Origin of the sequence: Microbacterium sp. NPDC056044 (assembly GCF_042267145.1) — a bacterium.
GTDB lineage: Bacteria > Actinomycetota > Actinomycetes > Actinomycetales > Microbacteriaceae > Microbacterium.
This window is the reverse complement of record NZ_JBHJWZ010000003.1, coordinates 16,169-39,973: the sequence shown is the minus strand read 5'-3', so window position 1 is coordinate 39,973 and position 23,805 is coordinate 16,169. Positions and strand designations below refer to the sequence as shown.

Sequence of the window (23,805 nt, the reverse complement as noted above, 5' to 3'; positions counted from 1 at the left end):
TCCCGTCTCCTTGCGTTTCGGCATCCGTCTTCGCGGCTTGCACTCGATAGGGTCGAGTGCCAGAATGATTTAGCACTCGCGTTTGTTGAGTGCTAATACCCCAAGCCAACGTTCCGGAGGGACGACACACACATGGCAAAGATCATCGCTTTCGACGAGGAGGCCCGTCGTGGCCTCGAGCGCGGCCTGAACACCCTGGCCGACGCCGTCAAGGTGACGCTCGGCCCGCGCGGTCGCAACGTCGTGCTCGAGAAGAAGTGGGGCGCCCCCACGATCACGAACGACGGTGTCTCGATCGCCAAGGAGATCGAGCTGGACGACCCGTACGAGAAGATCGGCGCGGAGCTCGTCAAGGAGGTCGCCAAGAAGACCGACGACGTCGCCGGTGACGGCACCACCACCGCCACGGTTCTCGCCCAGGCGCTCGTGCGCGAGGGCCTGCGCAACGTCGCGGCCGGCGCCGACCCCATCTCGCTCAAGAAGGGCATCGAGAAGGCTGTCGCGGCCATCACCGCGGAGCTGCTCGAGTCGGCCAAGGAGGTCGAGTCCAAGGACCAGATCGCCGCGACCGCGTCCATCTCGGCCGCTGACCCGGAGATCGGCCAGCTGATCGCCGAGGCCATCGACAAGGTGGGCAAGGAAGGCGTCGTCACCGTCGAGGAGTCGCAGACCTTCGGCACCGAGCTCGAGCTCACCGAGGGCATGCGCTTCGACAAGGGCTACATCAACCCCTACTTCGTCACGGACCCGGAGCGCCAGGAGGCGGTCTTCGAGGACCCGTACATCCTCATCGCGAACCAGAAGATCTCGAACATCAAGGACCTTCTGCCCGTCGTCGACAAGGTGATCCAGGACGGCAAGGAGCTCGTCATCATCGCCGAGGACGTCGAGGGCGAGGCTCTCGCGACGCTCGTGCTCAACAAGATCCGCGGCATCTTCAAGTCGGTCGCCGTCAAGGCCCCCGGCTTCGGCGACCGTCGCAAGGCGCAGCTGCAGGACATCGCGATCCTCACCGGCGGCCAGGTCATCACCGAGGAGGTCGGTCTCAAGCTCGAGAACGCCACCCTCGACCTTCTCGGCCGTGCGCGCAAGGTCATCGTCACCAAGGACGAGACCACGATCGTCGAGGGTGCCGGCGAGGCCGACCAGATCGAGGGTCGCGTGACCCAGATCCGTCGCGAGATCGACAACACCGACAGCGACTACGACCGCGAGAAGCTGCAGGAGCGCCTCGCCAAGCTCGCCGGCGGCGTGGCCGTCATCAAGGCGGGCGCGGCCACCGAGGTCGAGCTCAAGGAGCGCAAGCACCGCATCGAGGACGCCGTGCGCAACGCGAAGGCGGCCGTCGAGGAGGGCATCGTCCCCGGTGGTGGCGTCGCGCTCATCCAGTCGGGCCGCAAGGCTCTTGACGCGCTCGAGCTCTCGGGTGACGAGGCGACCGGTGCCAACATCGTGCGCGTCGCGATCGAGGCTCCGCTGAAGCAGATCGCCCTCAACGCCGGTCTCGAGCCGGGTGTCGTCGCGAACAAGGTGTCGGAGCTCCCCGCGGGCCACGGCCTCAACGCCGCGTCGGGCGAGTACGGTGACCTGTTCCAGCAGGGCATCATCGACCCCGCCAAGGTGACCCGTTCGGCGCTGCAGAACGCCGCGTCGATCGCCGGCCTGTTCCTCACGACAGAGGCCGTTGTCGCCGACAAGCCCGAGAAGGCCGCCGCTCCCGTCGGCGACCCGACCGGTGGCATGGACTTCTGATCCAGAACTCCACGACCGCGTAACGCGTTCACAGAACGGCCCCTCCTCCCGGAGGGGTCGTTCTGCGTTCCGGTGGGGGGTCAGCGGAACAGGCTGGTGGTGGCGAGCTCGGTGTCGGCGTACTGGCGTCCGGCGGCCGCCAGCGACGCGTTGATGCTCGCCAGGGACTCCTCGACCTGGCGCTGCGTCGCCCGCCACTGCTCGACGACGCCCGCGAACGCGACCGAGGCCGAGCCGGTCCACGAGGACTGCAGCTGGGTGAGCTGCGCGAGCATCGCGTTCGACTCGGCCTGGAGCCGGTCGATGGTGCCCCGCACGGTGGCGGTCGAAGTGAGGATCGTGTCGCTGTCGACGGTGAAGACGGCCATTCGGGGCTCCTGATCAACGTGCGGCGGCCGGATGCCGAACCCGCGGTGTGAAGCCACGCTAGGCGTCCGGCGGGTCCGGGTCGCAGCATCCATCGTCATCTGTGCACGGTGCGGCGCGAACGGCGGTTGGGGAGGAGACGCTCATTCGGGAGCGTCGGTGAACCTCGCCATCGGCTGCGTCGCGAGGTCGAGGTGCTCGGCGGCGTCGCGGGCGTCGGCCAGCGGGAACGCCACGCGGAAGGTCGCACCGCCGTCCGGCGTGTCGACGACGTCGACGGACCCGTGCAGCGCCTCGACGATCGACGCGACGATCGACAGGCCGAGCCCCGAGCCGCCGGTCTCGCGCGTGCGCGACGTGTCGGCGCGCCAGAACCGCTGGAAGATCTTGTCCTTGATCTGGTCGGGCACGCCCTCGCCGTGGTCGATGACCTCGATCCAGCCCATGCGATCGCGCACGTCCACGCCGACGCGCAGCTCGACGGGGGAGTCCTCCGACGAGTAGCGCCGCGCGTTGCCGAGCAGGTTCGTCACGACCTGGCGGATGCGGTTCTCATCGCCGAGCACGATCGGCGGCAGCCCGTCCGCGGGCGGCTGCGGCTCGGCATCCGGAAGCAGCGGCGGCAGTTCGGCGCCCGCGGCGCCCGCCGCAGGCACCGGCTTCGGCCGGCGGCGCAGCAGCGACAATGTCGCCCCGGCACGCGCCCTGGCGGACGGCCCGCCGGCGCGGCGCTTCGTCTCGGGCGGGACGGATGCCTCGTCCTCGGGCGGCAGCGCCGGCTCTTCGAGCGTCGTGTCGATGACGGTGACGGGGCGCATCGGCGAGGCGGCGCGCACGTCGAGGGCCGCGTCGCGCGCGATGGGGCGGAGATCGACGGCGCCGATCACCACGTCGCGTCGTTCGTCGAGGCGGGCGAGCGCGAGCAGGTCCTCGACGAGGACGCCCATGCGGATCGCCTCCTTCTCGATGCGATCCATGGACTGCGCGACGTCCTCGTCGCCCCGGATCGCGCCCATGCGGTACAGCTCGGCGTAGCCGCGCACGGTGACCAGCGGCGTGCGCAGCTCGTGGCTCGCGTCGCCGACGAACCGCCGCATCTGTCGCACCGTCGAGTCGCGCTGCGAGAGCGCCGCGTCGACGCGGTCGAGCATCGCGTTGATCGCGGTCTTGAGCCGGCCGACTTCGGTCGTGGTCGGCTCGATGTCGGTCATGCGCAGGCTGAAGTCGCCGGCCGCGATGGCGTCGGCGGTGGACTCGACCTGCCCGAGGCTGCGGAAGGTCAGGGTGACGAGGTAGCGGGTCGCGACGGCGCCACCCACGAGGATGAGGATCGCGAGGATGCTGTAGATCCCGATGTACGAGGCGATCGTGCGGTTCACCGTCGCGAGCGGCACCGCCACCATCTGCGTGTACAGCACGCCCGAGCTGCCCAGCTCCTGGACGGTCACGGTCGTCCGGAACGCCGTGTCGCCTTCGACGGACGGGAGCGTCTTGATCTGGAGTTCCTGCGACTGCGCATGATCGAGCGGATACGTCTCGGGGAACGCCGGGGCGGGGCCTCCGCGGCCTCCGGCGCTGGCGAGGAGCTCGCCGTTCTCCGGTTCGTAGACGGCCACGAAGTAATCGGTGGAGGGCGGGTTCTCCAGCGGTTCGACCGAGAGCACGCCGTCCTGTGCGGTCAGTTCGAGCAGGGGGCTCGCAGCATCCGTCCGCGCCAGCGCGTCGACCTGCGTGTCGACACCATCGATCAGCGAGTTGCGGAGGAAGGCCGCGGTTCCGACGCCGGCCGCGAGGAGTCCCACGGCGAGGAGCACGACGGTGACCCCGGTGACCTTCGCGCGCAGACTCGTGCCGCGCCACCACCGGGTGATCGCGTCGGGCTTGTGCGCCAGCTCGTCCCCCTCGCTCGCTCCCGCGTTAAGCGGTCTTGCCGGCCTTCAGCATGTAGCCGAAGCCGCGCTTGGTCTGGATGAGCGGCTCGGACGAGTGCGGGTCGATCTTGCGTCGCAGGTAGGAGATGTAGCTCTCGACGATGCCGGCGTCGCCGTTGAAGTCGTACTCCCACACGTGGTCGAGGATCTGGGCCTTCGACAGCACGCGGTTGGGGTTGAGCATGAGGTAGCGCAGCAGCTTGAACTCGGTGGGGCTGAGGTCGATGGAGGCGTCGCCCACCTGCACGTCGTGGGTGTCCTGGTCCATCGTGATCTCGCCGGCGCGGATCACCGACTCCTCGTCGGCCTGCATCGTGCGGCGGAGGATCGCCTGGATGCGGGCCACGATCTCGTCGAGGCTGAAGGGCTTGGTGACGTAGTCGTCGCCGCCGGCGTTGAGGCCGGTGATCTTGTCTTCGGTCTCGTCCTTCGCGGTGAGGAAGAGGATCGGCGCGGTGTAGCCGGCGCCGCGGAGACGCTTGGTGACGCTGAACCCGTTCATGTCGGGCAGCATCACATCGAGGATGATGAGGTCGGGCTCCTCCTCGAGGACCGCCGAGATCGTCTGGGCGCCGTTCGACACGGCGCGTACCTGGAACCCGGCGAATCGCAGGCTCGTGATCAGCAGATCGCGGATGTTCGGTTCGTCGTCCACGACGAGGATGCGCGGTGCGGTCATGGGCCCATTATGTCGGCGGAACCGATGCGACGTCTGGATATCGCGCGACGCGGCCGAGAATCGGTCAGCCGGCGCTCCGGCGGATCTCGACGCAGCAGCGCCCGGCCGCGGGCGCGAGGACGGGCGTCCGGGCGTCGCCGGTGCCGGTCGCGAGGCCGCGGACGAGTTCGAGGTTCGCCCCGCAGATGAGGGAGGTGTGCCGGGCCGCGAGGGCATGGAAGGGGCAGTTCTCGAGAACGAGATCGGTGGATGCTGCGTCCTCCGCGCCGTCTGCATCGGCGGCGTCCTCCGCGCTCGGCGCCGCGCTCGGCGCGTACCCGCACAGGGTGAGCGCCTCCTCGAGGCCGCCGCAGCCCGCGCCGATCACGGAGCCCGCGGCGAAGGCCTGTGCGCCGAGCGCGTCGCGCACCGGCACCCCCCGCTCGTCGGCCTCCGCCGCGCCGGCGGCGAGCAGTTCGCCCGCGAGCTCGTAGTGGCGCTCCGGGATGGTGGCGGCGAGTTCGGAGTCGGCGGCGCGATAGAGCTTCGCGGGACGCCCGGCGCCGGGGCCGCTGCGGCCTGAACGCCTCTCGTACGAGACCGTCAGGAGGCCGGCATCCGCCAGCCGGTCGAGGTTCACGGCCGCGGTGCTGCGCGGCATTCCGAGCGCGGCGGCGGCCTCGTCGCGGCCGATCGGCCGCTCGGCCGCGAGGCGGTACAGCTCACGGCGCTGCGGGTCGGCGAGGGCGGCGACCGCCTCGGCACGGTTGGGGGTGAGGATGCTCACGACTCGAGTCTACCTCTAAAAACAGAAATCTTGACAAAAGAATCCGGGAGTTCTAGCGTCGGGATCAGACGAGCCGATCGTGCTCGACACGAAGGAGTGGGGATGATGTCGACCCCGGCGCACGCCACGGCGTTGCACGCCCTGCCCGACGAGGCCCCGATCGATCGTGACGGGGCGATGATCGCCGTCGCCGACCTGCTCGTGGCGCTCGGCTTCGATCCGGACGAGGGCGACCTCGCCGAGACGCCGCGCCGTGTCGCGGACGCCTTCATCGAGATGATCACGCCGGAACCGTTCGAGATGACGACCTTCGCGAACGAGGACGGGTACGACGAGCCCGTCGTCGTCCGCGGGATCCCGTTCGTGTCGCTGTGCCGCCATCACCTCCTCACCTTTCGCGGCACCGCCACGGTCGGCTACGTGCCCGGCGAACGGCTCGTCGGCCTTTCGAAGCTCGCACGCGTCGTCGCGCACCACGCGCGCGGGCTGCAGGTGCAGGAGGCGCTGACCGTGCAGATCGCGCGCACGCTCGAGGCGACGCTGGAGCCGCGCGGCGTCGGCGTCATCGTCGAGGCCGAGCACCTGTGCATGTCGGCGCGCGGTGTACGCACCGACAGCGCGCTCACGACCACCACGGCGTTCCGCGGAACCCTTGCCACCGACCCTGCCCTGCACGCACGATTCATCGGAGCGCGCCCCGTCTGACGCCCTGACAGAGAAGAGGAGTCGTCATGAGCCACATGCTGATCATCGGGGGAGGCCTCGCCGGCGGCACCGCCGCCGAGGCGCTGCGAGACGAGGGGTTCGACGGCGACATCACCGTCGTGGCCGCCGAGGCGCATCCGCCCTACCAGCGGCCGCCGCTGTCGAAGGGGTATCTTGCGGGGAGCGAGGGGCTGGATGCCGTCATCCTGCACCCCGCCGACTGGTACGCGGAGCGCGGCATCCGCCTGCTCACCGGCGTCGCGGTGACCTCGCTCGAGCCGGCCGCGCACGCCGTGGAGCTCGACGACGGCGAGCGGCTGACGTACGACGCGGTGTTGCTCGCGACCGGCGCGACGCCGCGGATGATCCCGCTGCCCGGCCACGACCTGCCCGGGGTCTCCACCCTGCGTCGCCTCGACGATTCCGAGGCCCTCGCGGCGCAGCTGCGCGACGGCGGCAAGCGGCTCGTGGTGATCGGCGCGGGCTGGATCGGCATGGAGGTCGCCGCCACCGCGCGCGGCTTCGGCAACGAGGTCGCGATCCTCGAGCGCGACGCGGTGCCGCTCGCGGCCGCGCTCGGCGCCGAGATGGGGGAGGTCTTCCGGAGGCTCCACGTCGAGCACGGCGTCGACCTGCGCACCTCGGTCGGCGTCGACCGCATCGTCGGCGACGCGCTCGCCGAGGGCGTCGTGGTCGACGGCGAGACGCTTGCCGCCGACCTCGTGCTCGTCGGCGTCGGGGCGTCTCCGAACACGGCGCTCGCCGCGGAGGCAGGGCTCGACATCCTGAACGGCGTCCTGACCGATGAGGCGCTGCGCACGAGTGCGGCCGACGTGTACGCGGCGGGCGACGTCGCGAACGCGTTCCACCCGGTGCTGCAGCAGCACCTGCGCAGCGAGCACTGGGCGAATGCCCTCAACGCGGGCAAGGTCGTGGCGCGATCGATGCTCGGCAAGGCCGCCTCCTTCGACGAGATCCCGTACTTCTACACCGACCAGTACGACCTCGGCATGGAGCTTTCGGGCTATGCGCCGTTGATGACGGATGCCGAGATCGTGATGCGCGGCGACCTCGACGCCCGCGAGTTCATCGCGTTCTGGACCGACGGCGGCCGTATCGTCGCGGGCATGAACGTCAACGTGTGGGATGTGAACGACAAGGTGCAGGATCTCATCCGCTCCGGCGAGCGGATCGATCCCGACCGGCTTCGCGACCCCGAGGTGCCGCTGGAGGACCTGATCCCGTGACGCTCGCCCCCGACCCCGCCCCGGCTCTGGCCGCCCCGGTGCTCGATCTGCCGGGCGGTGCGCTCGACCTGTCGCGCCACATCGCGGTGATGGCGATCGTGAATCGCACGCCCGACTCGTTCTACGACCGGGGCACGACCTTTGCGCTCGACGCGGCGGTCGCCGCCGGCTTCGCCGCGGTCGAGGCCGGTGCCGAGATCGTCGACGTCGGCGGTGTGAAGTTCGCGCCCGGGCCGGCAGTGCCGGTGGCCGACGAGATCGCGCGTGTCGTGCCCGTCGTCCGCGAGCTCGCGCCGGTCGCGCGCGTGAGCGTCGACACGTTCCACCCCGAGGTCGCACGGGCGGCGATCGAGGCGGGCGCCGCGATCATCAACGACACGACGGGCCTGCACGATCCGGCGATGGCCGAGGTGGTCGCACAGGGCGGCGCCGGGGTCGTCATCGCCCACAGTCTCGCGGCGCCGCGCACGCAGCATCCACTCCCTTCCTACGACGACGTGATCGGCGACATCGCGGAATTCCTCGTCGCGCGGCGGGAGCGGGCCCGTGAGCGGGGCGTTCCGGACTCCCGCATCGTGCTGGATCCTGGCCACGACCTCAACAAGAACACCCGGCAGACCCTCGAGCTCACCCGTCGGCTGGGCGAGCTCGCCGGGCTCGGCGCGCCGCTGCTGGTGGCGCTGTCGAACAAGGACTTCGTGGGCGAGACGCTCGACCGCGAGAAGAGCGATCGGCTTCCGGGCTCGCTGGCGGCCGCGGTGTTCTGCGCGCTGCACGGCGCGCGCATCGTGCGTGCGCATAACGTGCGCGAGACCGTCGACGCGATGCGCATGGTCGAGGCGATCCTCGGCTGGCGCGATCCCGCGTACGAGCTGCACAACACCCGACCCGAGGGGAATGACTGATGCCCACCCGCGCCGAGCTGTTCGACGCCTACGCGCTGCACGGCCGCGACGGCACGTGCGTGCGCATGAACTTCGTCTCGAGCGCCGACGGCGCGGTCACGCTCGGGGGCACGAGCGGCGCGCTCGGCGGCGAGACCGACCGCGAGCTCATGCAGGTGCTGCGCACGATGGCAGACGTCGTGCTGGTCGGTGCGGGAACCGTGCGCGCCGAGGGCTACGGGGGCCTGAAGGTCGGCGCCGTCGACGTCGAGTGGCGCCGCTCCCGCGGCCTCGACGACCAGCCCGTGCTCGCCGTGGTCAGCGGCGGCCTGCACCTCGATCCGGCCGACGAGGTGTTCACCGAGGCCGTACGGCGCCCGGTGATCGTGACGACGGATGCTGCGGCCGCCCGAGACGCCGGGCGCTTCGAATCGGTGGCATCGGTCCTGCCCTGTGGGGATTCCGACGTCGATCTCGCGGCGATGCTGGACGCCTTCGCGCGTCGCGGCTGGACGCAGGTGCTGTGCGAGGGGGGTCCGCATCTCTTCGGCGCGCTCCTGGAGAGCGACCTCGTCGACGAGGTGTGCGTGACGCTCGCGCCGCGCTTCGTCGGGGGAGAGGCCGGGCGTATCGCGCAGGGCGCGCCCGAGGCCGACCGGCGGTTCGCGCTCGCCGGGGTCGTGACCGACGACGAGGGCTTCGTCTTCCTGCGCTACACGAGGTAGCGCACTACATTCCTAGTAAATTCTGCACTACAAGAGTAGTATGCCTCTCCATCCAGCACGGAGGAGAGTCATCATGAGCCTCACCGATTCGCGAGAAGACCTGCGCCTACAGCTGCGGCGAGAATTGCACGCCGGCGAGGAGGCGGTCTTCGACGCTCTCGTGAACCCCGACAAACAAAAGGCCTGGTTGTCGCCGCCGTGGGCCGGAGGAGCAGTGGAGACGACCGTCGACCTGCGCGTGGGCGGTAGGTGGGAGTCGCGCTTCCGTCCGAACCACGTGACCGAGGTGCACGACGTGCAGACGTACATCGTGATCGACCGCCCGCATCGACTCGTCACCGACCTGGTCTCCGAGTCGTCGGCAGAAGGCCGGGAGATGCCGGCTATCCACTCGCGCCTCGACATCACGCTCGATCCCACGGTGTGGGGCACGCTCATGACAGTCGGACAGACCGGTTTTCCGAGCGTCGAGGTGCGCGAATTCTTCGAGGTCGTGGTGTGGCCCGGGGCGTTCGACCGCATCGAGTCGCTCCTGACGGGTCACTGACAGGCGGAACCGGCGTCAGTCCAGCGCCGCACGCACAGCGCGTTCGACGATCGGCCTGATCTCGGCTTCCGGATCCACGGTCACGCGGTGCAGCACGAGGCCGTCGCCCGCGGCCATCAGTGCGCGGGCGGCCTCCTCGGGAGATCGCGCTCCGATGCGCGCGAGATGCGCGATGGTCCACTCGACGAACAGCCGGCGCTGGGTGAGAAGTGGCGCCAGCAGGTCGGGATCGCCCGCGCCTTCGAGAAACAGCGCGTAGCGCGCTCTCGTGCGCGAAGCCCGGGGTCCGGTCTGAAACGCGATCATGACGCTGAGCGCCTCGATGAACTGTTCAGGCGTGTCGACCGGCGGCGCTTCGGTTGCCGCGAATTCGGCCCGCTCCGTTTCGGCGAGCCACGCGACCACGCCGGCCAGGAGCGCGTCGCGGGTGCGGAACCAGTTCGATGTCGATCCCTTCGGCAGGCCGGCGCGCTCGTCGACCCGGGCGTGGGTCAGCGCGCGGATGCCCTGCTCACCGACGAGGGTGAGCGCGGCGTCGAGGGCGCGATCGCGAGTGGATGCCATATGTCCGACATTAGGCCGAGTCGCTGCTACTGCAGAAGTAGTAGGGCGCGCCGTCGTCGCATCGTTCCGGGGTGATCGACTTCGCCGATCACCCTGTCGGATCCACGGAGCCTGTATTAGGTTTCTCGTGATCGCGCCCACGAGGACGCGTGATTCCCGGCGGGCAGAGCCGCCCGCCAGAAGAAACGGGAGGGTTCTGTGCACACGCGCATGACATCGAAGGCCCGGCTCGCGGGAGGCGCGGTCATCACCGCCGCCGCGGTCGCGCTGGCCCTGATGGGGGCGGGGGCGGCTGCCGCCGCTCCGGACGACAAGAAGACGCCGCCCGGACAGAGGTTCGACATCCAGCTGCTGTCGTTCAACGACTTCCATGGAAACCTCGAGCCGCCCGCCGGTTCCAGCGGCCGACTCGTGCTCGACCACACACTGCCGGCCGGGGCGACGAAGCCGGTCGATGTCACGACGGATTCGCTCACGCCTCCAGGAGTGGGCGGCGTGGAGTATCTCGCGACCCATCTCGCACAGGCGCGCAAGTCCAACCACTGGTCGCTCACCGTGGCCGCCGGCGACCTGATCGGCGCATCGCCGCTGCTGTCGGGCGCGTTCCACGACGAGCCTTCGATCGAGGCGCTGAACGCGCTGAAGCTCGACGTCTCGGCCGTCGGCAATCACGAGTTCGACGAAGGGTACGTCGAACTGCAGCGCATGGCGAACGGCGGATGCCTCGACGACGGCGACGGCCAGAACAATCAGAACTCGTGCCCTGACCGGAAGTTCCGCGGAGCGGACTTCGACTATCTGGCGGCCAACGTCGTCAAGGAGGGCACCAACGAGACCATCCTCCCCGCCTACACGATCAAGAAGATGAAGAGCGCGAAGATCGCCTTCATCGGCATGACCCTGAAGGACACGCCTGACATCGTCACCGCTGCGGGCGTCGCGGGTCTCCAGTTCAACGACGAGGTCGCCACCGCGAATGCGCTCGTTCCCGAGCTCAAGGCGAAGGGCGTGAACGCGATCGTCGTGCTGATCCACCAGGGCGGCGTGCCCGGCCAGGAGACCTGGTACGACCAGAACAACAACCCGTACCAGGTGAACCCGTCCTACGACGCGGCCTGCGGCAACGGCGCGGAGCTGGACCCCACCAGCCCGATCATCCCGATCGCAAAGGGGCTCGACCCGGCGATCGACATGATCATCTCGGGCCACACGCACCAGCCGTACGTCTGCAGCATTAAGGACCCGGCGGGCAACGACCGTATGGTGACGTCGGCGTCGTCCTTCGGGCGGCTCTACACCGACACCACGCTGACGTACGACAAGAAGGCCGACGACATCGTGCGCACGTCCGTGAAGAGCGCGAACGTGCTCGTGACCCGTGACGTGCCGAAGGATAAGACCGAGACCGAGCTCATCGCGAAGTACAAGACTCTCGTCGCGCCCATCGCGAGCAAGGTGATCGGCCAGATCGCGACCGACATCAACCGCACGGCGAACCCGGCGGGTGAGACGGCGCTCGGAGACCTGATCGCCGACGCGCAGCTCGCCGATCCGAGTGTCGTGGGCACGTTCGGGACTCCGGTGATCGCGCTCATGAACCCCGGCGGCATCCGAGCCGACTTGACCTACAGCGCATCGTCCTGGGGTGAACCTCCCGGAGCCGTCACGTTCGAGGAGGCGTTCACGGTCCAGCCGTTCAACAACTACTTGGTCTCGCTCGACCTCACGGGCGCGCAGATCAAGGAGCTGCTGAACCAGCAGTGGAGCGGAGCGAATGCGGGCGCGAAGAAGATCCTGCAGGTCAGTGCCGGATTCAAGTACTCGTACACCGGCACGACGCTGGGCGCCGTGACCCTCAACGAGCAGCCGCTGGTCGACACGACGACCTACCGCGTCGTGACGAACAACTTCCTCGCCGGCGGCGGGGACGGGTTCCCGACGTTCCTGCAAGCGCAGAACGTGTACTACGGCGGGCTCGACATCGACGCCTTCGCGGCGTACCTCACCGCGCACAGCCCGTACACGCCGGGCGATCTCACCCGCATCACGATCGGTTAGCCGAAGGGACGCAAGAGGCCCGGCACTGGTTCAGCGCCGGGCCTCTTCCGTGTGCGTCAGGCCGCGAGCGAGTGCGCGTCCAGGATCGTGTACGCGTAGCCCTGCTCGGCGAGGAACCGCTGGCGGTTCTGCGCGAAGTCCTGGTCGACGGTGTCGCGCGCGATGAGCGTGTAGAAACTCGCGGTGTGGTTCGACTGCTTCGGTCGCAGCAGGCGTCCGAGCCGCTGCGCCTCCTCCTGGCGCGAGCCGAACGATCCCGAGACCTGGATGGCGACGGATGCCTCGGGCAGATCGATCGAGAAGTTCGCGACCTTCGACACCACCAGCACCGAGATCTCGCCGACCCGGAACGCCTGGTACAGCTCTTCACGCTCGTCGACCGGCGTCTGACCCGTGATCTTGGGCGCGTTCAGCGCCTCGGAGAGCACGTCGATCTGGTCGAGGTACTGGCCGATGATCAGGATGCGCTCGCCCTCGTGCCGCGCGACGAGGTCGCGCACGACGCCGATCTTCGCCGGCGCGGTCGCGGCCAGGCGATAGCGCTCGTCGTCGGCGGCCGCGGCGTACTCGAGCCGGTCGCCGGCGGGCAGGTCGACGCGCACCTCGTAGCAGACGGCGGGGGAGATGAAGCCCTGGGCCTCGATCTCCTTCCAGGGGGCGTCGAACCGCTTGGGGCCGATGAGGCTGAACACGTCGCCCTCGCGGCCGTCCTCGCGCACGAGGGTCGCGGTGAGGCCGAGGCGGCGGCGGGCCTGCAGGTCGGCGGTGAGCTTGAAGACCGGCGCGGGCAGCAGGTGCACCTCGTCGTAGACGATGAGGCCCCAGTCGAGCGCGTCGAGCAGGGCGAGGTGCGCGTACTCTCCCTTCCGCTTCGCGGTGAGGATCTGGTACGTCGCGATCGTGACCGGCTTGATCTCCTTGGTCTGACCGGAGTACTCGCCGATCTCCTCGGGCGTGAGCGACGTGCGCTTCAGCAGCTCGTCGCGCCACTGCCGGGCGCTCACGGTGTTGGTCACGAGGATGAGCGTCGTGGTCTTGGTGTCGGCCATCGCCGCCGCGCCGACGAGGGTCTTGCCCGCGCCGCAGGGGAGCACCACGACGCCCGATCCGCCCTCGGTGAAGATGTCGACGGCCTTGCGCTGGTAGGGCCGCAGGTGCCAGCCGTCCTCAGCGAGGTCGATCGGGTGGGGCGTGCCGGGCGTGTAGCCGGCGAGATCCTCGGCGGGCCAGCCGATCTTCAGCAGCTCCTGCTTGATCTGGCCCCGCGCCCACGCATCGATGACGTACGCGTCGGGAGCGGGGTGCCCGAGCAGCAGCGGCTGGATGCGCTTGTTCTTCGACACCTCGGCGAGGACCGCAGCATCCGTCGATCGAAGGATCAGCTCGCCGCCCGAGCCGTCCTCGGCAACGGGCGCGCGCTCGATGACGAGGCGTCCGTACCGGTTGACGGTCTCGGCGATGTCGATCGACACCGACGGCGGCACCGGGAAGCGCGACCAGCGGTCGAGGGTCGCCAGCATGTCTTCGGCGTCGTGGCCGGCGGCGCGTGCGTTCCACAGCCCGAGCCGCGTGATGCGGTACGTGTGGATGTGCTCGGGAGCGCGCTCGAGCTCGGCGAAGATCGCGAGTTCGTGCCGTGCGCTCTCGGCATCGGGGTGCGCGACCTCGAGGAGCACGGTGCGGTCGCTCTGGACGATGAGGGGGCCGTCAGCCATAACGGATCAGTCTACCGGCGCTGACGGGGGATGGATGCTGCGGCCTCAGGCCGCGTGGACGCTCACGATGCTCGACACGGGCAGCGTGCGCTCGATGTCGGCGGCGCGGTCGCGGCCGCGCAGGCGCCCACCGCCGAGGCCTGCGGCCTCGAGGGTGAAGGAGCGCTCGGAGCCGTCGGGCATGCGCACGACCACGACGATCTCGGCGCGGGCGCGCACCGCCTGCTCCAGTTCGCGCTCGAGCCAGCCCGATTCGCCGTCGGTGCCGTGGCCGCCGCGGAGCGTCCCGATGAGGCGCGCATACGTCTCTTCGGGGGTGGCCGCCGGCTTCGACGCGGTCGCCGTCGTGCGTCGGTGGATCGACTCGGGAACGCCGTGGGCGTCGAGGGCGATGACCGGGTAGCGGGCGTCGGCGAGCGTCCAGTACACCGCGTCGCGGGCCACGCGCGACGAGAGGGCGTCGTCGCCCTCGAGCATGAGCAGGCCCAGTGGGCGCAGCGCCTGGTCGACGGTGATCGCGTCGACGAGGCTCGCGTCGGTGCTCTCCACGCGCGTGCGTCCGGTGGCTTCGTCGGCGCGCACGCGCACCAGCCCGTGCCGGTTCGCCGTGCTCTCGATGAGGTAGGCGAGCGGCTGCGGGATGCCGGTGAGCGACAGCCCCGCGAGGAAGTCGCGCATCGACTCGGCCGTCTCGCCCTCGGTCATGCCGGCGCCGATCGACTCCGCCGTGAAGCGGTAGGTCGACGCCTGGGCGCGCGACTCCCGCAGCGCCATCGACCGCAGGCGCAGGTCGAGGGCCGGCGCGAGCGGACCGGGCGCGATCGCGGTGAGGTCGGCCTGCAGGTAGACCCGGTCGATCTCGGTGGGGAGGTACGGCGCCATGGTCGCGGCATCCGCTCGCTCTCCCGCCCGGAGTGCCGTCGTCCAGGGGAACTCGACAGGGGAGCGGTCGGAGGCGAACAGCCCCCAGCGCACCCCGATGCGGTGCAGGCGCTCCGCCCGGGCGGGCCACTCGGGGTCGAGCGGGTACGTGCCCGGCCAGGCGTCCGCCGTCAGGAACCCGCCCTGCGGCGTGCGCAGCCCACGGGGAAGGCTCGCACGGAAGCCCTCGGCGATCGCCTCCCACCGCTCGGCGGTCGGCGCCTTGAGCCACCGCTCGCCGGCCTCGGTGACGGTCCACTCGCGCTCGTGCGCGGTCGCGAGACCTGCGGCGGCCGCCGACGCGAGCAGATCCTCGAGGTCGTCGGCGGACTCGAGGGCACCGGCATCCATCAGGCGCCGGCGGTCCACCGCGCTCACGGGGCCCGCGCCGGTGCGGGCGAGCGGCGTGTGCGAGCAGAGGAGCAGCACGTCGGCGAGCGAGCCGGCCGTGGTGAACGCGCGCTCGGCCGCCGCGGCGGCGAGGCGCGGCTCGGCGGGGGCGGGCTCATCGGGCGATGGGGTCGCGGTGAAGGCACCGGGCTCGGCCGCGGCAGCCGCGGCCACCCGCTCTGCGACGGCGGCGTAGGGCATCCCCTCCGCATCGACGAGCGCGAGCCGGGCGGGTTCGCCGGCGACGCCGGCGGCCGCGTCGCCTGAGGCGAGGGCGAGGAGGGCGACGAGGTCGTCGCGGTCGAGGTGCGTCAGCGCCCGGTCGACGGACGCGGCCTCGAGCAGCCCCTCGGCTGCGTCGAAGAAGTCGTGCCACGACGCCTGCGGCGAGACGCCGCGGGCCGCGAGCGTCTCAGCGAGCGCGGCGTCACCGAGTTCGGCGAGCCGCGTCGCCAGGGCGCGCGCGTCGGAGGCCAATCGGGTCAGCCCCCTCTGTTCGCCCGGGCCCTCCGCACGAAGCTCATGATGAGGACCGCGAGCAGCAGCGCGAACGCGATGATGGGGGCGATGTAGACCAGCACCCCCACGAGGGGCCAGATGCCGGTGCGCATGTCGGCCCCGGAGGCCGACGCGATCATGATCGCGAAGAAGCTCACGATCGAGAGCACGAGCAGGCCCAGCGACATGAAGGCCAGGATGCGGTCGATGCGGCGGACGGGGACGTCGCCGGAGGGGTTCGTGCTCATCCGCACCAGCCTATCCCTCCGGCGTCCGCTCGGCGGCGCCGTGCCATAGGCTGGTGGGTGGGGTTGTACGACCCCGCTTTCGTCATGCTCTGTTTCGCCCGCGACCCTCGCGGGCGCCGATCCAGCGAGGTTCGAATGCCCACCGGCAAGGTCAGGTTCTACGACGAGGAGAAGGGATTCGGCTTCATCTCCTCCGAAGACGGTCAGGACGTCTTCCTGCACGCCACTGCCCTTCCGCCCGGCACGCCCGCGCCCAAGGCGGGGACCCGCCTCGAGTACGGCATCGCCGACGGCAAGCGCGGCCCGCAGGCGCTGTCGGTGCGCGTGCTCGAGGCTCCGGTGAGCCTCGCCAAGCGCTCCCGCAAGCCCGCCGACGACATGGCGATCATCATCGAGGACCTCGTGAAGCTCCTCGACGGCATCGGCGGAGACCTCCGTCACGGCCGGTACCCGAGCGGCGCGCACGCCAAGAAGGTCGCCGCGGTCCTGCGCAAGGTCGCCGATGAACTCGACGCCTGAGTCGGCCGACCCGGTCGTCGTCGTCTCCACCGACGCCGACGCAGTGTCGGATGAAGCGGTGACGGACGCTGCGACCGCCGCGGCGGCGGAGGCCCCGGTCGTCGAGATCGAAGCTGAGGCCGTCGTCGAGGGAGAGGTCGAGGCTGAGGCCGTCGTCGAGGCAGAGGCCGAGGTTGCCGACGTCGCGGTCGAGGCCGAGTCCGCCGACTCCACCGAGGTCGCGGAGGTCGCGGTGCCGGTCGATCCCGACCCGCAGCTGCTGGAGGCGCACGACCTGGCGCTCGCGGCGCTCCGCGAGATCACGCCCGAGGCGTCGATCGGCGACCCTGCGGGCTACCGTGTCGAGGCCGACGGCGTCGTCTCGCTGCGCTTCGCAAATCGCCTCGCGGGCTACCCCGGCTGGTTCTGGACGGTGAGCCTCGCTCGCGTCGAGGACGCCGAGCCCACCGTGCTCGAGGTCGAGCTGCTGCCGGGAGACGGCGCGCTGCTCGCCCCGGACTGGGTGCCGTGGGCGGTGCGGCTCGCCGACTACCACGCGGCGCAGGCTGCTCTCGCCGAGGCCGCGCACGCCGACGAGGACGAGCACGACGACGACCACGAGGACGACGACGACCACGAGGAGCTCGAAGACGTCGACGACCTCGATGCGTCGGACTTCGACGACGACGGCTCGCCCATCCTCCACGCCGGCGATCTCGACGGCGTCGACATCGACGAGTTCGCCGACGCCGGAGACGACGAGCACGACTCCGACGAGGACGAAGACGACTCCGACGACTTCGACGACGATGAGGACGACTCCGACGACGACCTCGACGAGGACGCCTTCGACGAGAGCGACTCCGGCGACGAAGACGAGTCCGACGAGGACGACGACTTCGACGACGAGGACTCCGACGAAGACGAAGACGAAGACGGCGAGGACTTCGGCGCTGAACGCGCCTGACCGCTTCCGGAAGTGACGAAAGGGTGGATCCCCGCCGCCCGCAGCGCGGCGGGATCCACCCTTTCGCGTTCTCAGCGGCGCTCGACCGCGTGCTCGGCGGCCACCGCCGGCCGCGCTCCGGCATCTGCGACGTGGAAGCGCGCGCTGAGCAGCGCCTCGTCGCGGGACGACGGCCCCACGAGCAGCTCGAACTCGCCGGCTTCGACGAGACGGCGGCCCGCAGCATCCACGATTGTGCAGTCCGCGACGGGAAGCGACAGCTCGACCGTCGCCGTCTCGCCCGGCTGCAGGTCGACGTGGCGGTAGGCCTTGAGCTCCTTGTCGGCCCAGCTGACTGAGGTGACGGTGTCGCGCACATACACCTGCACGATCTCGTGCGCGGGCCGTTCGCCGGTGTTGTGCAGCTCGACCAGGGCTCGAACCGTGTCGTCGCGGCCCAGGTCGGTCTCGACGACGCGCAGCCCCGAGTACTCGACAGTCGTGTACGACAGGCCGTCGCCGAACGCGAAGGCGGGGCTCTGCGTGAGGTCGGCGTAGCGATCGCCGTGCTGGCCGCGGATCCGGTTGTAGTAGATCGGCAGCTGGCCGGCGTGGCGTGCGAACGAGAGCGGCAGCCGGCCGCTCGGCTCGATCAGGCCGAGCAGCAGCTCGGCCACGGCTTGGCCCCCGCGCATGCCGGGGTTGGCCGCCCAGACGAGGGCCGCAGCATCCATCACCGCCGAAGGCAGCACGTGCGGCTTCGACGCGAGCAGCACCACTACCAGGGGAGTTCCGGTCGCCGCCAGCGCCTCGAGCAGTGCGACCTGCCCGCCGATGAGCTCGAGCGTCGCCGTCGAGCGGCCCTCGCCCACGAGCTCGATGCGGTCGCCGACCACGGCCACGACGTAGTCCGCGCCCTCGGCGGCGGCCACCGCTTCGGCGATGAGGTCGGCATCAGGAGCGCTCGGCACGACCACTTGAGGCCGGGGCTGACCGTCCGGGAAGAACGCGCCCTCGGGGTCCTCTTCGAGCGTGAGGATGTCGGCGCCGCGGGTATGAGTGATCTCCCAGTCCGCCGGGGCATGTGCGCGCAGCCCGTCGAGCACCGTCGAGATCATCGCGCGCGGGTGACCGTCGGGGATCCAGTCGACCTGCCCCGACGAGCCTGCCCAGTCGCCCAGCTGCGTCTGCGCGTCGTCGGCGAGGGGGCCGACGACGGCGATACGGCGGGATCCGGATGCTGCGGCCACCGCCCGTCCGGACTCGTCGGCGGTGAGGCCGCCGGCGAGCGGCAGCGTGCCGTCGTTGGCGAGCAGCACCAGTGAGCGGCGCGCGACCTCGAGGTTGAGCGCCGTGTGCCCGGCGGAGCCCACGGCCGCGGCGATGCGCTCGCGGTCGGGGAGGCGCGGGTCCTCGAAGAGGCCGAACTCGAACTTCAGCAGCAGGATGCGCGCGACGGCCCGGTCGAGCGCCTCCTCGGTCATGAGGCCCTGCGCGAGCGCGTCCCGGGCGCCCTGGAAGAAGCCGGGCGTCGTCATGATCATGTCGTTGCCCGCGAGCACCGCGGCCGCGGCGGCGCGGGCGTAGTCGGGCTGCACCCTCTGCTCCCACACCATGCGTCCGACGTTGTCCCAGTCGGTGATGAGGGTGCCGGTGTAGCCCCACTCGCCGCGCAGCACGTCGTTGAGCAGCCAGTCGTTGACCGTGATCGGCACGCCGTCGGTGGTCTGGTAGCCGAGCATGAAGGTGCGGCATCCTTCCCTCGCCACCCGCTCGAACGGAGGCAGGAACCACGAGCGGAGCTTGCGGCGCGAGAGGTCGGCCTCGCTGGCGTCGCGACCGCCCTGCGTCTCGGAGTAGCCGGCGAAGTGCTTCGCCGTCGCGAGGATCGCGGTGGGGTCGTCGAGGCCGCCGCCCTGGTAGCCGCGCACCATCGCCGAGGCGAGCTCGCCGATGAGGAACGGGTCCTCGCCGAAGGTCTCGTCGACGCGGCCCCAGCGGAGGTCGCGCGTGATGCACAGCACGGGCGAGAAGGTCCAGTGGATGCCGGTTGCCGAGACCTCGACGGCGGTAGCGCGCGCGACGCGCTCGGCGAGCCCGGCATCCCATGTCGCGGCCATGCCGAGCTGGGTCGGGTAGATGGTCGCGCCCTCCCAGAAGGAGTGGCCGTGGATGCAGTCCTCGCCGACGAGCAGCGGGATCTTCAGGCGGGTCTCGAGGGTCAGTTCGCGCGCGCGGAGCACCTTCTCGGGCGACGCGTGCAGGATCGAGCCTGCGTGCATGCGAAGGACCTGGTCCTCGAGATCGTCGCGCGCGTCGAGCTGCAGCATCTGGCCGATCTTCTCCTCGACCGTCATGCGGCGAAGAAGGTCGGCGATGCGGTCCGCGACCGGAAGCGAGACGTCGAGGTACGCGGGGCGCCCTCCGTCGTGATGGGGGGCGGCGGTCACGGGGTCTCCTGGGTCTTCAGGTCGGTGCGCACGACGGTGACGGTGTCGTTCACGTTCATGCCCTTCTTCTTCATCGCGCGGGCGCGCTCGCCGGCGGACCGCAGACGCGGGTTGACGTACTCGTCGATGCCGAAGTTGATGAGCGACAGCGCCACGCCGATCGCGGCGATGCACAGCCCCGGCGGCAGGAACCACCACCACTGGCCCTGGCGGAACGCGCCCTGCGCGCTCGCCCAGTTGAGGATCGTGCCCCAGTTGTAGGTGGTGACCGGGATGATGCCGATGTACGACAGGGTCGTGAGGCCGATGATCGCCGCCGTCACGGTGCCCACGAAGCTCGCGGCGATGAGCGCCATGAGGTTCGGGAGCATCTCGACGGTGATGATCCGGCGCAGCGGCTCGCCGTTCGCACGGGCGGCCTGCACGAAGTCGCGGCTGCGCAGCGACATCGTCTGCGCGCGCAGCACGCGCGCACCCCACGCCCAGCCGATGAGGCCGAGCACCCCGGCCACGAGGATGAGGGGCGGGTCCTCGAACATCGACGCCACGATGATGATCAGCGGGATGCCGGGGATCACGAGGAAGACGTTGGTGAGCGCCGAGAGGCCCTCGCTGCGCCACCCGCGGAGGTAGCCCGACAGCACGCCGATGACGATCGCGATGACGGTGGCGATGATCGCCGCGAGGAAGCCCACCACGATGACGCCGCGCGTGCCGTGGATGACCTGGCTCAGCACGTCTTCGCCGATGTGGGTGGTGCCCAGCCAATGCTCCGCCGACGGCGGCTGGAAGCGCGCCGTGTTGTCGACCTTGGTGGGGGAGTACGGGGCCAGCACGTCCGCGAAGATCGCGACGAGCACGAAGAACCCGAGGATCGACAGACCGGTGATCGACTTCTTGTTGCGGAACATCGCGAACGCGGTGCCCAGCTTCGCCCAGAGGCCCGGCTTCCTGGGCGCCGTGCCCCGGCCTGCGGGGTTGCGGACGGTCGCGGTCGCGGGCGTGCTCGCCGGGCGCTGCGCCGTCGTGTCGCTGGTGATCGTGTTCATGCTCAGGCCTCCGTCTGGCGCGTGCGCGGGTCGAGGAACGCGTAGGCGACGTCCGCGAGCAGGTTCGCCAGGAGCACCGAGATGGTGATCACGAGGAACACCCCCTGCATGAGCGCGTAGTCCTTCGCGTTGGTGGCGTCGAGCAGGAGCTTGCCGATCCCGGGATAGCTGAACACCACCTCCATCACGATCGTGCCGCCGACGATGAAGCCGAGCGCCAGCGCGAAGCTCTGGATCTGGGGAAGCACGGCGTTGCGTGCGGCGTAGCGCCAGAGCACCCGGTCGTTCGGCATGCCCTTGGCCTGCGCGACGGTGACGTAATCCTCATCGAGCACCGTGAGCATCATGTTGCGCATGCCCAGCATCCAGCCGCCGAGCGAGGCGATGATGATCGTCGCCGCGGGGAGGAAGCCGTGGTGGATCACGTCGCCGATGAACTCCCACGACCACTCCGGCGCCACGCCGACGCCGTAGGCCTTGCCGATCGGGAACCAGCCGAGCGCGACCGAGAACACCGCGATCGCCAGGAGGCCCAGCCAGAAGTACGGGATGGTGCTGAAGAAGGTCGTGATCGGGATGAGGACATCCAGCCGGCTGCCGCGGCGCCAGCCGACGATCGCGCCGCCGATGGTGCCGATCGCGAACGCGATGAGCGTCGCGAAGCCGACGAGGCCGACGGTCCAGATCAGCGACTGGCCGACCACCTCGGTCACCGGCCGCATGCCGTGCAGCAGCGAGATGCCCAGGTCGCCGCGCAGGAGCAGGCCCCAGTAGTCGAGGTACTGCTGCCACAGCGACGTGTCGGTGTCCATCCCGAGCAGGGCGCGCAGGGCCTCGGCGGCCTCCGGTGTGACGTTGCGGTTGCGGGCGAGGTACGCGGTCACCGCGTCGCCCTTCATCAGGCGCGGCAGGAAGAAGTTGATCGTGATGGCCGCCCACAGCGTGAACAGGTAGAACACGGCGCGGTTGCCGAGGAAGCGCCACGGGATGCGGGTGCGGGCCTTGACGGCGCCCGCGGCGGTCGTGCCCGCCTCGATCGCGTCGAAGTCCGGTGCGGGGAGCTGGGGGGCGACGGCGCTCACTTCTCACCTCCGAGGATGCCGGCTGCGTGCGCGAAGAAGGTGTCGGGATCGGGCGATGCCGCGCGCAGCTCTTGGGTGTACGGGTTCTGGGGGCGCAGGATGACGTCGTCGGCGGGACCCCGCTCGACGACCCGCCCCTGGTTGAGGACGAGGATCTCGTCGCTGAAGTGGCGCGCGGTGGCGAGGTCGTGCGTGATGTACAGCACGCCCAGCCCGTGCTCGCGCTGCAGGTCGGCGAGCAGGTTCAGCACGCCGAGGCGGATCGACACGTCGAGCATCGAGACCGGCTCGTCGGCGACGAGCAGCTTCGGGCGCGATGCCAGGGCGCGGGCGATCGCCACGCGCTGACGCTGGCCGCCCGAGAGCTCGTGCGGCCGGCGGTCGATTACGGCGTCGGCATCGAGGCGGACGCGTCCGAGGAGGCGGCGCACCTCGTCGTCCAGCTGGTCCTTGGGCACGACCTTGTCGAGCTCGAGCGGCCGCTGGATGGCATAGCGGATGGTGTGGTACGGGTTCAGGGACGCGAACGGATCCTGGAAGACCATGCGCAGCTGCTGGCGGTAGGCGCGAAGACCCTTGCCGCGACGGGGGATCGGCGCGCCGTCCAGGCGCACCTCGCCGCTCGTGGGCGACTCGAGCTGGGTGAGGATCTTCGCGATCGTCGACTTGCCGCTGCCGGACTGGCCGACGAGGCCGATCGTCTGGCCCGAGTGGAGCGTGAAGCTCACGTCGTCGAGCGCTTTCATCTGGCCGGCGCCGCGCACGGAGTACACCTTGGTCACGGCGTCGAATTCGAGGACGGTCATCGGTGGACCACCCCTCTCTCCCCGGTGAGCCGGGGGAATGAGGCGAGCAGCGTGCGGGTGTACTCGTCCTGCGGATCGGTCCAGACCTGCTCGGCCGTGCCGAGCTCGACGATCTCCCCCTCGCGCATGATCGCGATGCGGTCGCTGATCTCGAGCAGGAGCGGCAGGTCGTGGGTGATGAAGATCACCGAGAATCCGAACTCGTGGCGCAGGTGGGAGATCTGACGCAGGATCTCGCGCTGCACGAGCACGTCGAGGGCGGTCGTCGGCTCGTCCATCACCATGAGCTGCGGGCGCAGCGCGAGCGCCATGGCGATCATGACGCGCTGGCGCATGCCGCCCGACAGCTCGTGCGGGTACGAGCGGTAGCGCTGCGCACCGACCTTGACGATCTCGAGGAGTTCGACGACGGCGGCGCGGCGCTCGGAGCGGGTGAGGTTCGGTCGGTGCACCTCGAAGACGTCCTCGAGCTGAGACCCGATGGTCGCGACCGGGTTGAGCGAGTTCATCGCGCCCTGGAAGACCATCGAGATCTTGTCCCAGCGGAAGCGGCGCATCTCTTCGGGCTCGAGGGCGTTGATGTCGACGTCCTCGCCGTCGGCGTCGTGGAAGACGACGGAGCCGCTCGTGATGACGGCCGGGGGCTTGAGGAGGCGCTGGACGCCGTAGGCGAGCGTGGTCTTGCCGCACCCGCTCTCGCCGGCGAGGCCGAGGATCTCGCCGCGCTGAAGTTCGAGGGTGACATTCTTGACCGCTCGCACGGGGGGATCGACGTCGTAGACGATCGAGAAGTCGTGGACGGAGAGCAGCGGATCTCTCATCGGTGCTGGTTCGCTTTCGTGAGGGTGACGTGGCGGCGGGGGGGGGGGGGGGGGCACCCCCCCCCCCCCGGGGGGGAATAGGGGGGGGGGGGCGTGGTGAGGAAAATCAACAAAGCCCGCGGCGGGGGGGGGGGCCCGGGGGAGTTTGAGTCAAACG

At 70.2% G+C, this 23,805-nt stretch carries 22 protein-coding genes; 9 read left to right on the top strand and 13 right to left on the bottom strand.

Going from position 1 to position 23,805, the window contains the following annotated elements; translation table 11 throughout:
- Nucleotides 1–132 precede the first annotated feature (132 nt).
- Entirely contained in the window at nucleotides 133–1,752 is a 1,620-nt protein-coding gene (gene groL, locus ACFC1I_RS08900) for a chaperonin GroEL (RefSeq protein WP_203581110.1), read from the top strand.
- A gap of 80 nt (nucleotides 1,753–1,832) precedes the next feature.
- On the opposite strand, the gene ACFC1I_RS08895 is transcribed toward groL, so the two are convergent.
- The 4 genes from ACFC1I_RS08895 to ACFC1I_RS08880 all read right to left on the bottom strand — a co-directional run bounded on the left by ACFC1I_RS08895 (nucleotide 1,833) and on the right by ACFC1I_RS08880 (nucleotide 5,494).
- Complete coding sequence (locus ACFC1I_RS08895; protein ID WP_376008117.1) at nucleotides 1,833–2,120, bottom strand: WXG100 family type VII secretion target; 288 nt, start codon at nucleotides 2,118–2,120, stop codon at nucleotides 1,833–1,835.
- A gap of 141 nt (nucleotides 2,121–2,261) precedes the next feature.
- The gene (locus ACFC1I_RS08890; protein WP_376008115.1) at nucleotides 2,262–3,932 is read right to left on the bottom strand and encodes a sensor histidine kinase; all 1,671 of its coding nucleotides are present in this window, start codon (nucleotides 3,930–3,932) and stop codon (nucleotides 2,262–2,264) included.
- A 103-nt stretch (nucleotides 3,933–4,035) separates the two neighbouring features.
- Nucleotides 4,036–4,728 (bottom strand): response regulator transcription factor, encoded by a 693-nt coding sequence (locus ACFC1I_RS08885; protein ID WP_045298162.1) that lies wholly within the window; start codon nucleotides 4,726–4,728, stop codon nucleotides 4,036–4,038.
- A 64-nt stretch (nucleotides 4,729–4,792) separates the two neighbouring features.
- Nucleotides 4,793–5,494, bottom strand: a complete 702-nt coding sequence (locus ACFC1I_RS08880; protein WP_376008112.1) for a helix-turn-helix transcriptional regulator — start codon at nucleotides 5,492–5,494, stop codon at nucleotides 4,793–4,795.
- 102 nt (nucleotides 5,495–5,596) lie between these two features.
- On the opposite strand from ACFC1I_RS08880, the gene folE reads away from it, so the two are divergent.
- From folE to ACFC1I_RS08855, 5 genes are all read left to right on the top strand, one after another.
- Entirely contained in the window at nucleotides 5,597–6,199 is a 603-nt protein-coding gene (folE, locus tag ACFC1I_RS08875; RefSeq protein ID WP_376008109.1) for a GTP cyclohydrolase I, read from the top strand.
- A gap of 26 nt (nucleotides 6,200–6,225) precedes the next feature.
- Nucleotides 6,226–7,446, top strand: coding sequence for an NAD(P)/FAD-dependent oxidoreductase (locus ACFC1I_RS08870; RefSeq protein WP_376008107.1), 1,221 nt, complete (start codon nucleotides 6,226–6,228; stop codon nucleotides 7,444–7,446).
- Complete coding sequence (folP, locus tag ACFC1I_RS08865; RefSeq protein ID WP_376008105.1) at nucleotides 7,443–8,351, top strand: dihydropteroate synthase; 909 nt, start codon at nucleotides 7,443–7,445, stop codon at nucleotides 8,349–8,351. The genes ACFC1I_RS08870 and folP overlap by 4 nt, the downstream gene beginning before the upstream one ends.
- Entirely contained in the window at nucleotides 8,351–9,055 is a 705-nt protein-coding gene (locus tag ACFC1I_RS08860) for a pyrimidine reductase family protein (RefSeq protein ID WP_376008103.1), read from the top strand. The genes folP and ACFC1I_RS08860 overlap by 1 nt, the downstream gene beginning before the upstream one ends.
- Before the next feature lie 73 nt (nucleotides 9,056–9,128).
- Complete coding sequence (locus ACFC1I_RS08855) at nucleotides 9,129–9,602, top strand: SRPBCC domain-containing protein (protein ID WP_376008101.1); 474 nt, start codon at nucleotides 9,129–9,131, stop codon at nucleotides 9,600–9,602.
- Nucleotides 9,603–9,617: 15 nt separating this feature from the next.
- Here ACFC1I_RS08855 and ACFC1I_RS08850 read toward each other — a convergent pair whose 3' ends face one another.
- Nucleotides 9,618–10,166, bottom strand: a complete 549-nt coding sequence (locus ACFC1I_RS08850; protein ID WP_376008099.1) for a TetR/AcrR family transcriptional regulator — start codon at nucleotides 10,164–10,166, stop codon at nucleotides 9,618–9,620.
- 210 nt (nucleotides 10,167–10,376) lie between these two features.
- On the opposite strand from ACFC1I_RS08850, the gene ACFC1I_RS08845 reads away from it, so the two are divergent.
- Nucleotides 10,377–12,224: a bifunctional metallophosphatase/5'-nucleotidase gene (locus ACFC1I_RS08845; RefSeq protein ID WP_376008097.1), complete on the top strand. Its 1,848-nt coding sequence runs from the start codon at nucleotides 10,377–10,379 to the stop codon at nucleotides 12,222–12,224.
- A gap of 56 nt (nucleotides 12,225–12,280) precedes the next feature.
- Here the strand turns inward: ACFC1I_RS08845 and ACFC1I_RS08840 are convergent, their stop codons facing one another.
- From ACFC1I_RS08840 to ACFC1I_RS08830, 3 genes are read right to left on the bottom strand one after another with little or no spacing between them, the layout of a single operon-like run.
- Nucleotides 12,281–13,939, bottom strand: coding sequence for a DNA repair helicase XPB (locus ACFC1I_RS08840; RefSeq protein WP_376008095.1), 1,659 nt, complete (start codon nucleotides 13,937–13,939; stop codon nucleotides 12,281–12,283).
- Nucleotides 13,940–13,984: 45 nt separating this feature from the next.
- The gene (locus tag ACFC1I_RS08835; protein ID WP_376008093.1) at nucleotides 13,985–15,727 is read right to left on the bottom strand and encodes a helicase-associated domain-containing protein; all 1,743 of its coding nucleotides are present in this window, start codon (nucleotides 15,725–15,727) and stop codon (nucleotides 13,985–13,987) included.
- Between the two features lie 5 nt (nucleotides 15,728–15,732).
- Nucleotides 15,733–15,996 carry a multidrug ABC transporter ATPase gene (locus ACFC1I_RS08830; RefSeq protein ID WP_376008091.1) on the bottom strand — a complete coding sequence of 88 codons (264 nt, stop codon included), beginning with the start codon at nucleotides 15,994–15,996 and terminating at the stop codon, nucleotides 15,733–15,735.
- Nucleotides 15,997–16,131: 135 nt separating this feature from the next.
- On the opposite strand from ACFC1I_RS08830, the gene ACFC1I_RS08825 reads away from it, so the two are divergent.
- Nucleotides 16,132–16,515 (top strand): cold-shock protein, encoded by a 384-nt coding sequence (locus ACFC1I_RS08825; RefSeq protein WP_056369550.1) that lies wholly within the window; start codon nucleotides 16,132–16,134, stop codon nucleotides 16,513–16,515.
- The gene (locus tag ACFC1I_RS08820) at nucleotides 16,499–17,461 is read left to right on the top strand and encodes a DUF3027 domain-containing protein (protein WP_376008089.1); all 963 of its coding nucleotides are present in this window, start codon (nucleotides 16,499–16,501) and stop codon (nucleotides 17,459–17,461) included. Before ACFC1I_RS08825 ends, ACFC1I_RS08820 begins: the two co-directional genes overlap by 17 nt.
- Nucleotides 17,462–17,532: 71 nt before the next feature.
- On the opposite strand, the gene ACFC1I_RS08815 is transcribed toward ACFC1I_RS08820, so the two are convergent.
- Genes ACFC1I_RS08815 through ACFC1I_RS08795 form a run of 5 tightly spaced genes read right to left on the bottom strand, consistent with a single transcriptional unit; the run spans nucleotide 17,533 to nucleotide 23,648 of the window.
- On the bottom strand, nucleotides 17,533–19,890 hold the full coding sequence (locus ACFC1I_RS08815) for a glycoside hydrolase family 3 N-terminal domain-containing protein (protein ID WP_376008087.1): 2,358 nt from the start codon (nucleotides 19,888–19,890) through the stop codon (nucleotides 17,533–17,535).
- Nucleotides 19,887–20,939, bottom strand: coding sequence for an ABC transporter permease (locus ACFC1I_RS08810; protein ID WP_376008085.1), 1,053 nt, complete (start codon nucleotides 20,937–20,939; stop codon nucleotides 19,887–19,889). Before ACFC1I_RS08810 ends, ACFC1I_RS08815 begins: the two co-directional genes overlap by 4 nt.
- A gap of 2 nt (nucleotides 20,940–20,941) precedes the next feature.
- Nucleotides 20,942–22,021 (bottom strand): ABC transporter permease, encoded by a 1,080-nt coding sequence (locus tag ACFC1I_RS08805; protein WP_376008083.1) that lies wholly within the window; start codon nucleotides 22,019–22,021, stop codon nucleotides 20,942–20,944.
- Nucleotides 22,018–22,827: an ABC transporter ATP-binding protein gene (locus ACFC1I_RS08800; protein ID WP_376008081.1), complete on the bottom strand. Its 810-nt coding sequence runs from the start codon at nucleotides 22,825–22,827 to the stop codon at nucleotides 22,018–22,020. The genes ACFC1I_RS08805 and ACFC1I_RS08800 overlap by 4 nt, the downstream gene beginning before the upstream one ends.
- Nucleotides 22,824–23,648 (bottom strand): ABC transporter ATP-binding protein, encoded by an 825-nt coding sequence (locus ACFC1I_RS08795; RefSeq protein WP_376008079.1) that lies wholly within the window; start codon nucleotides 23,646–23,648, stop codon nucleotides 22,824–22,826. The genes ACFC1I_RS08800 and ACFC1I_RS08795 overlap by 4 nt, the downstream gene beginning before the upstream one ends.
- Nucleotides 23,649–23,805 lie beyond the last annotated feature (157 nt).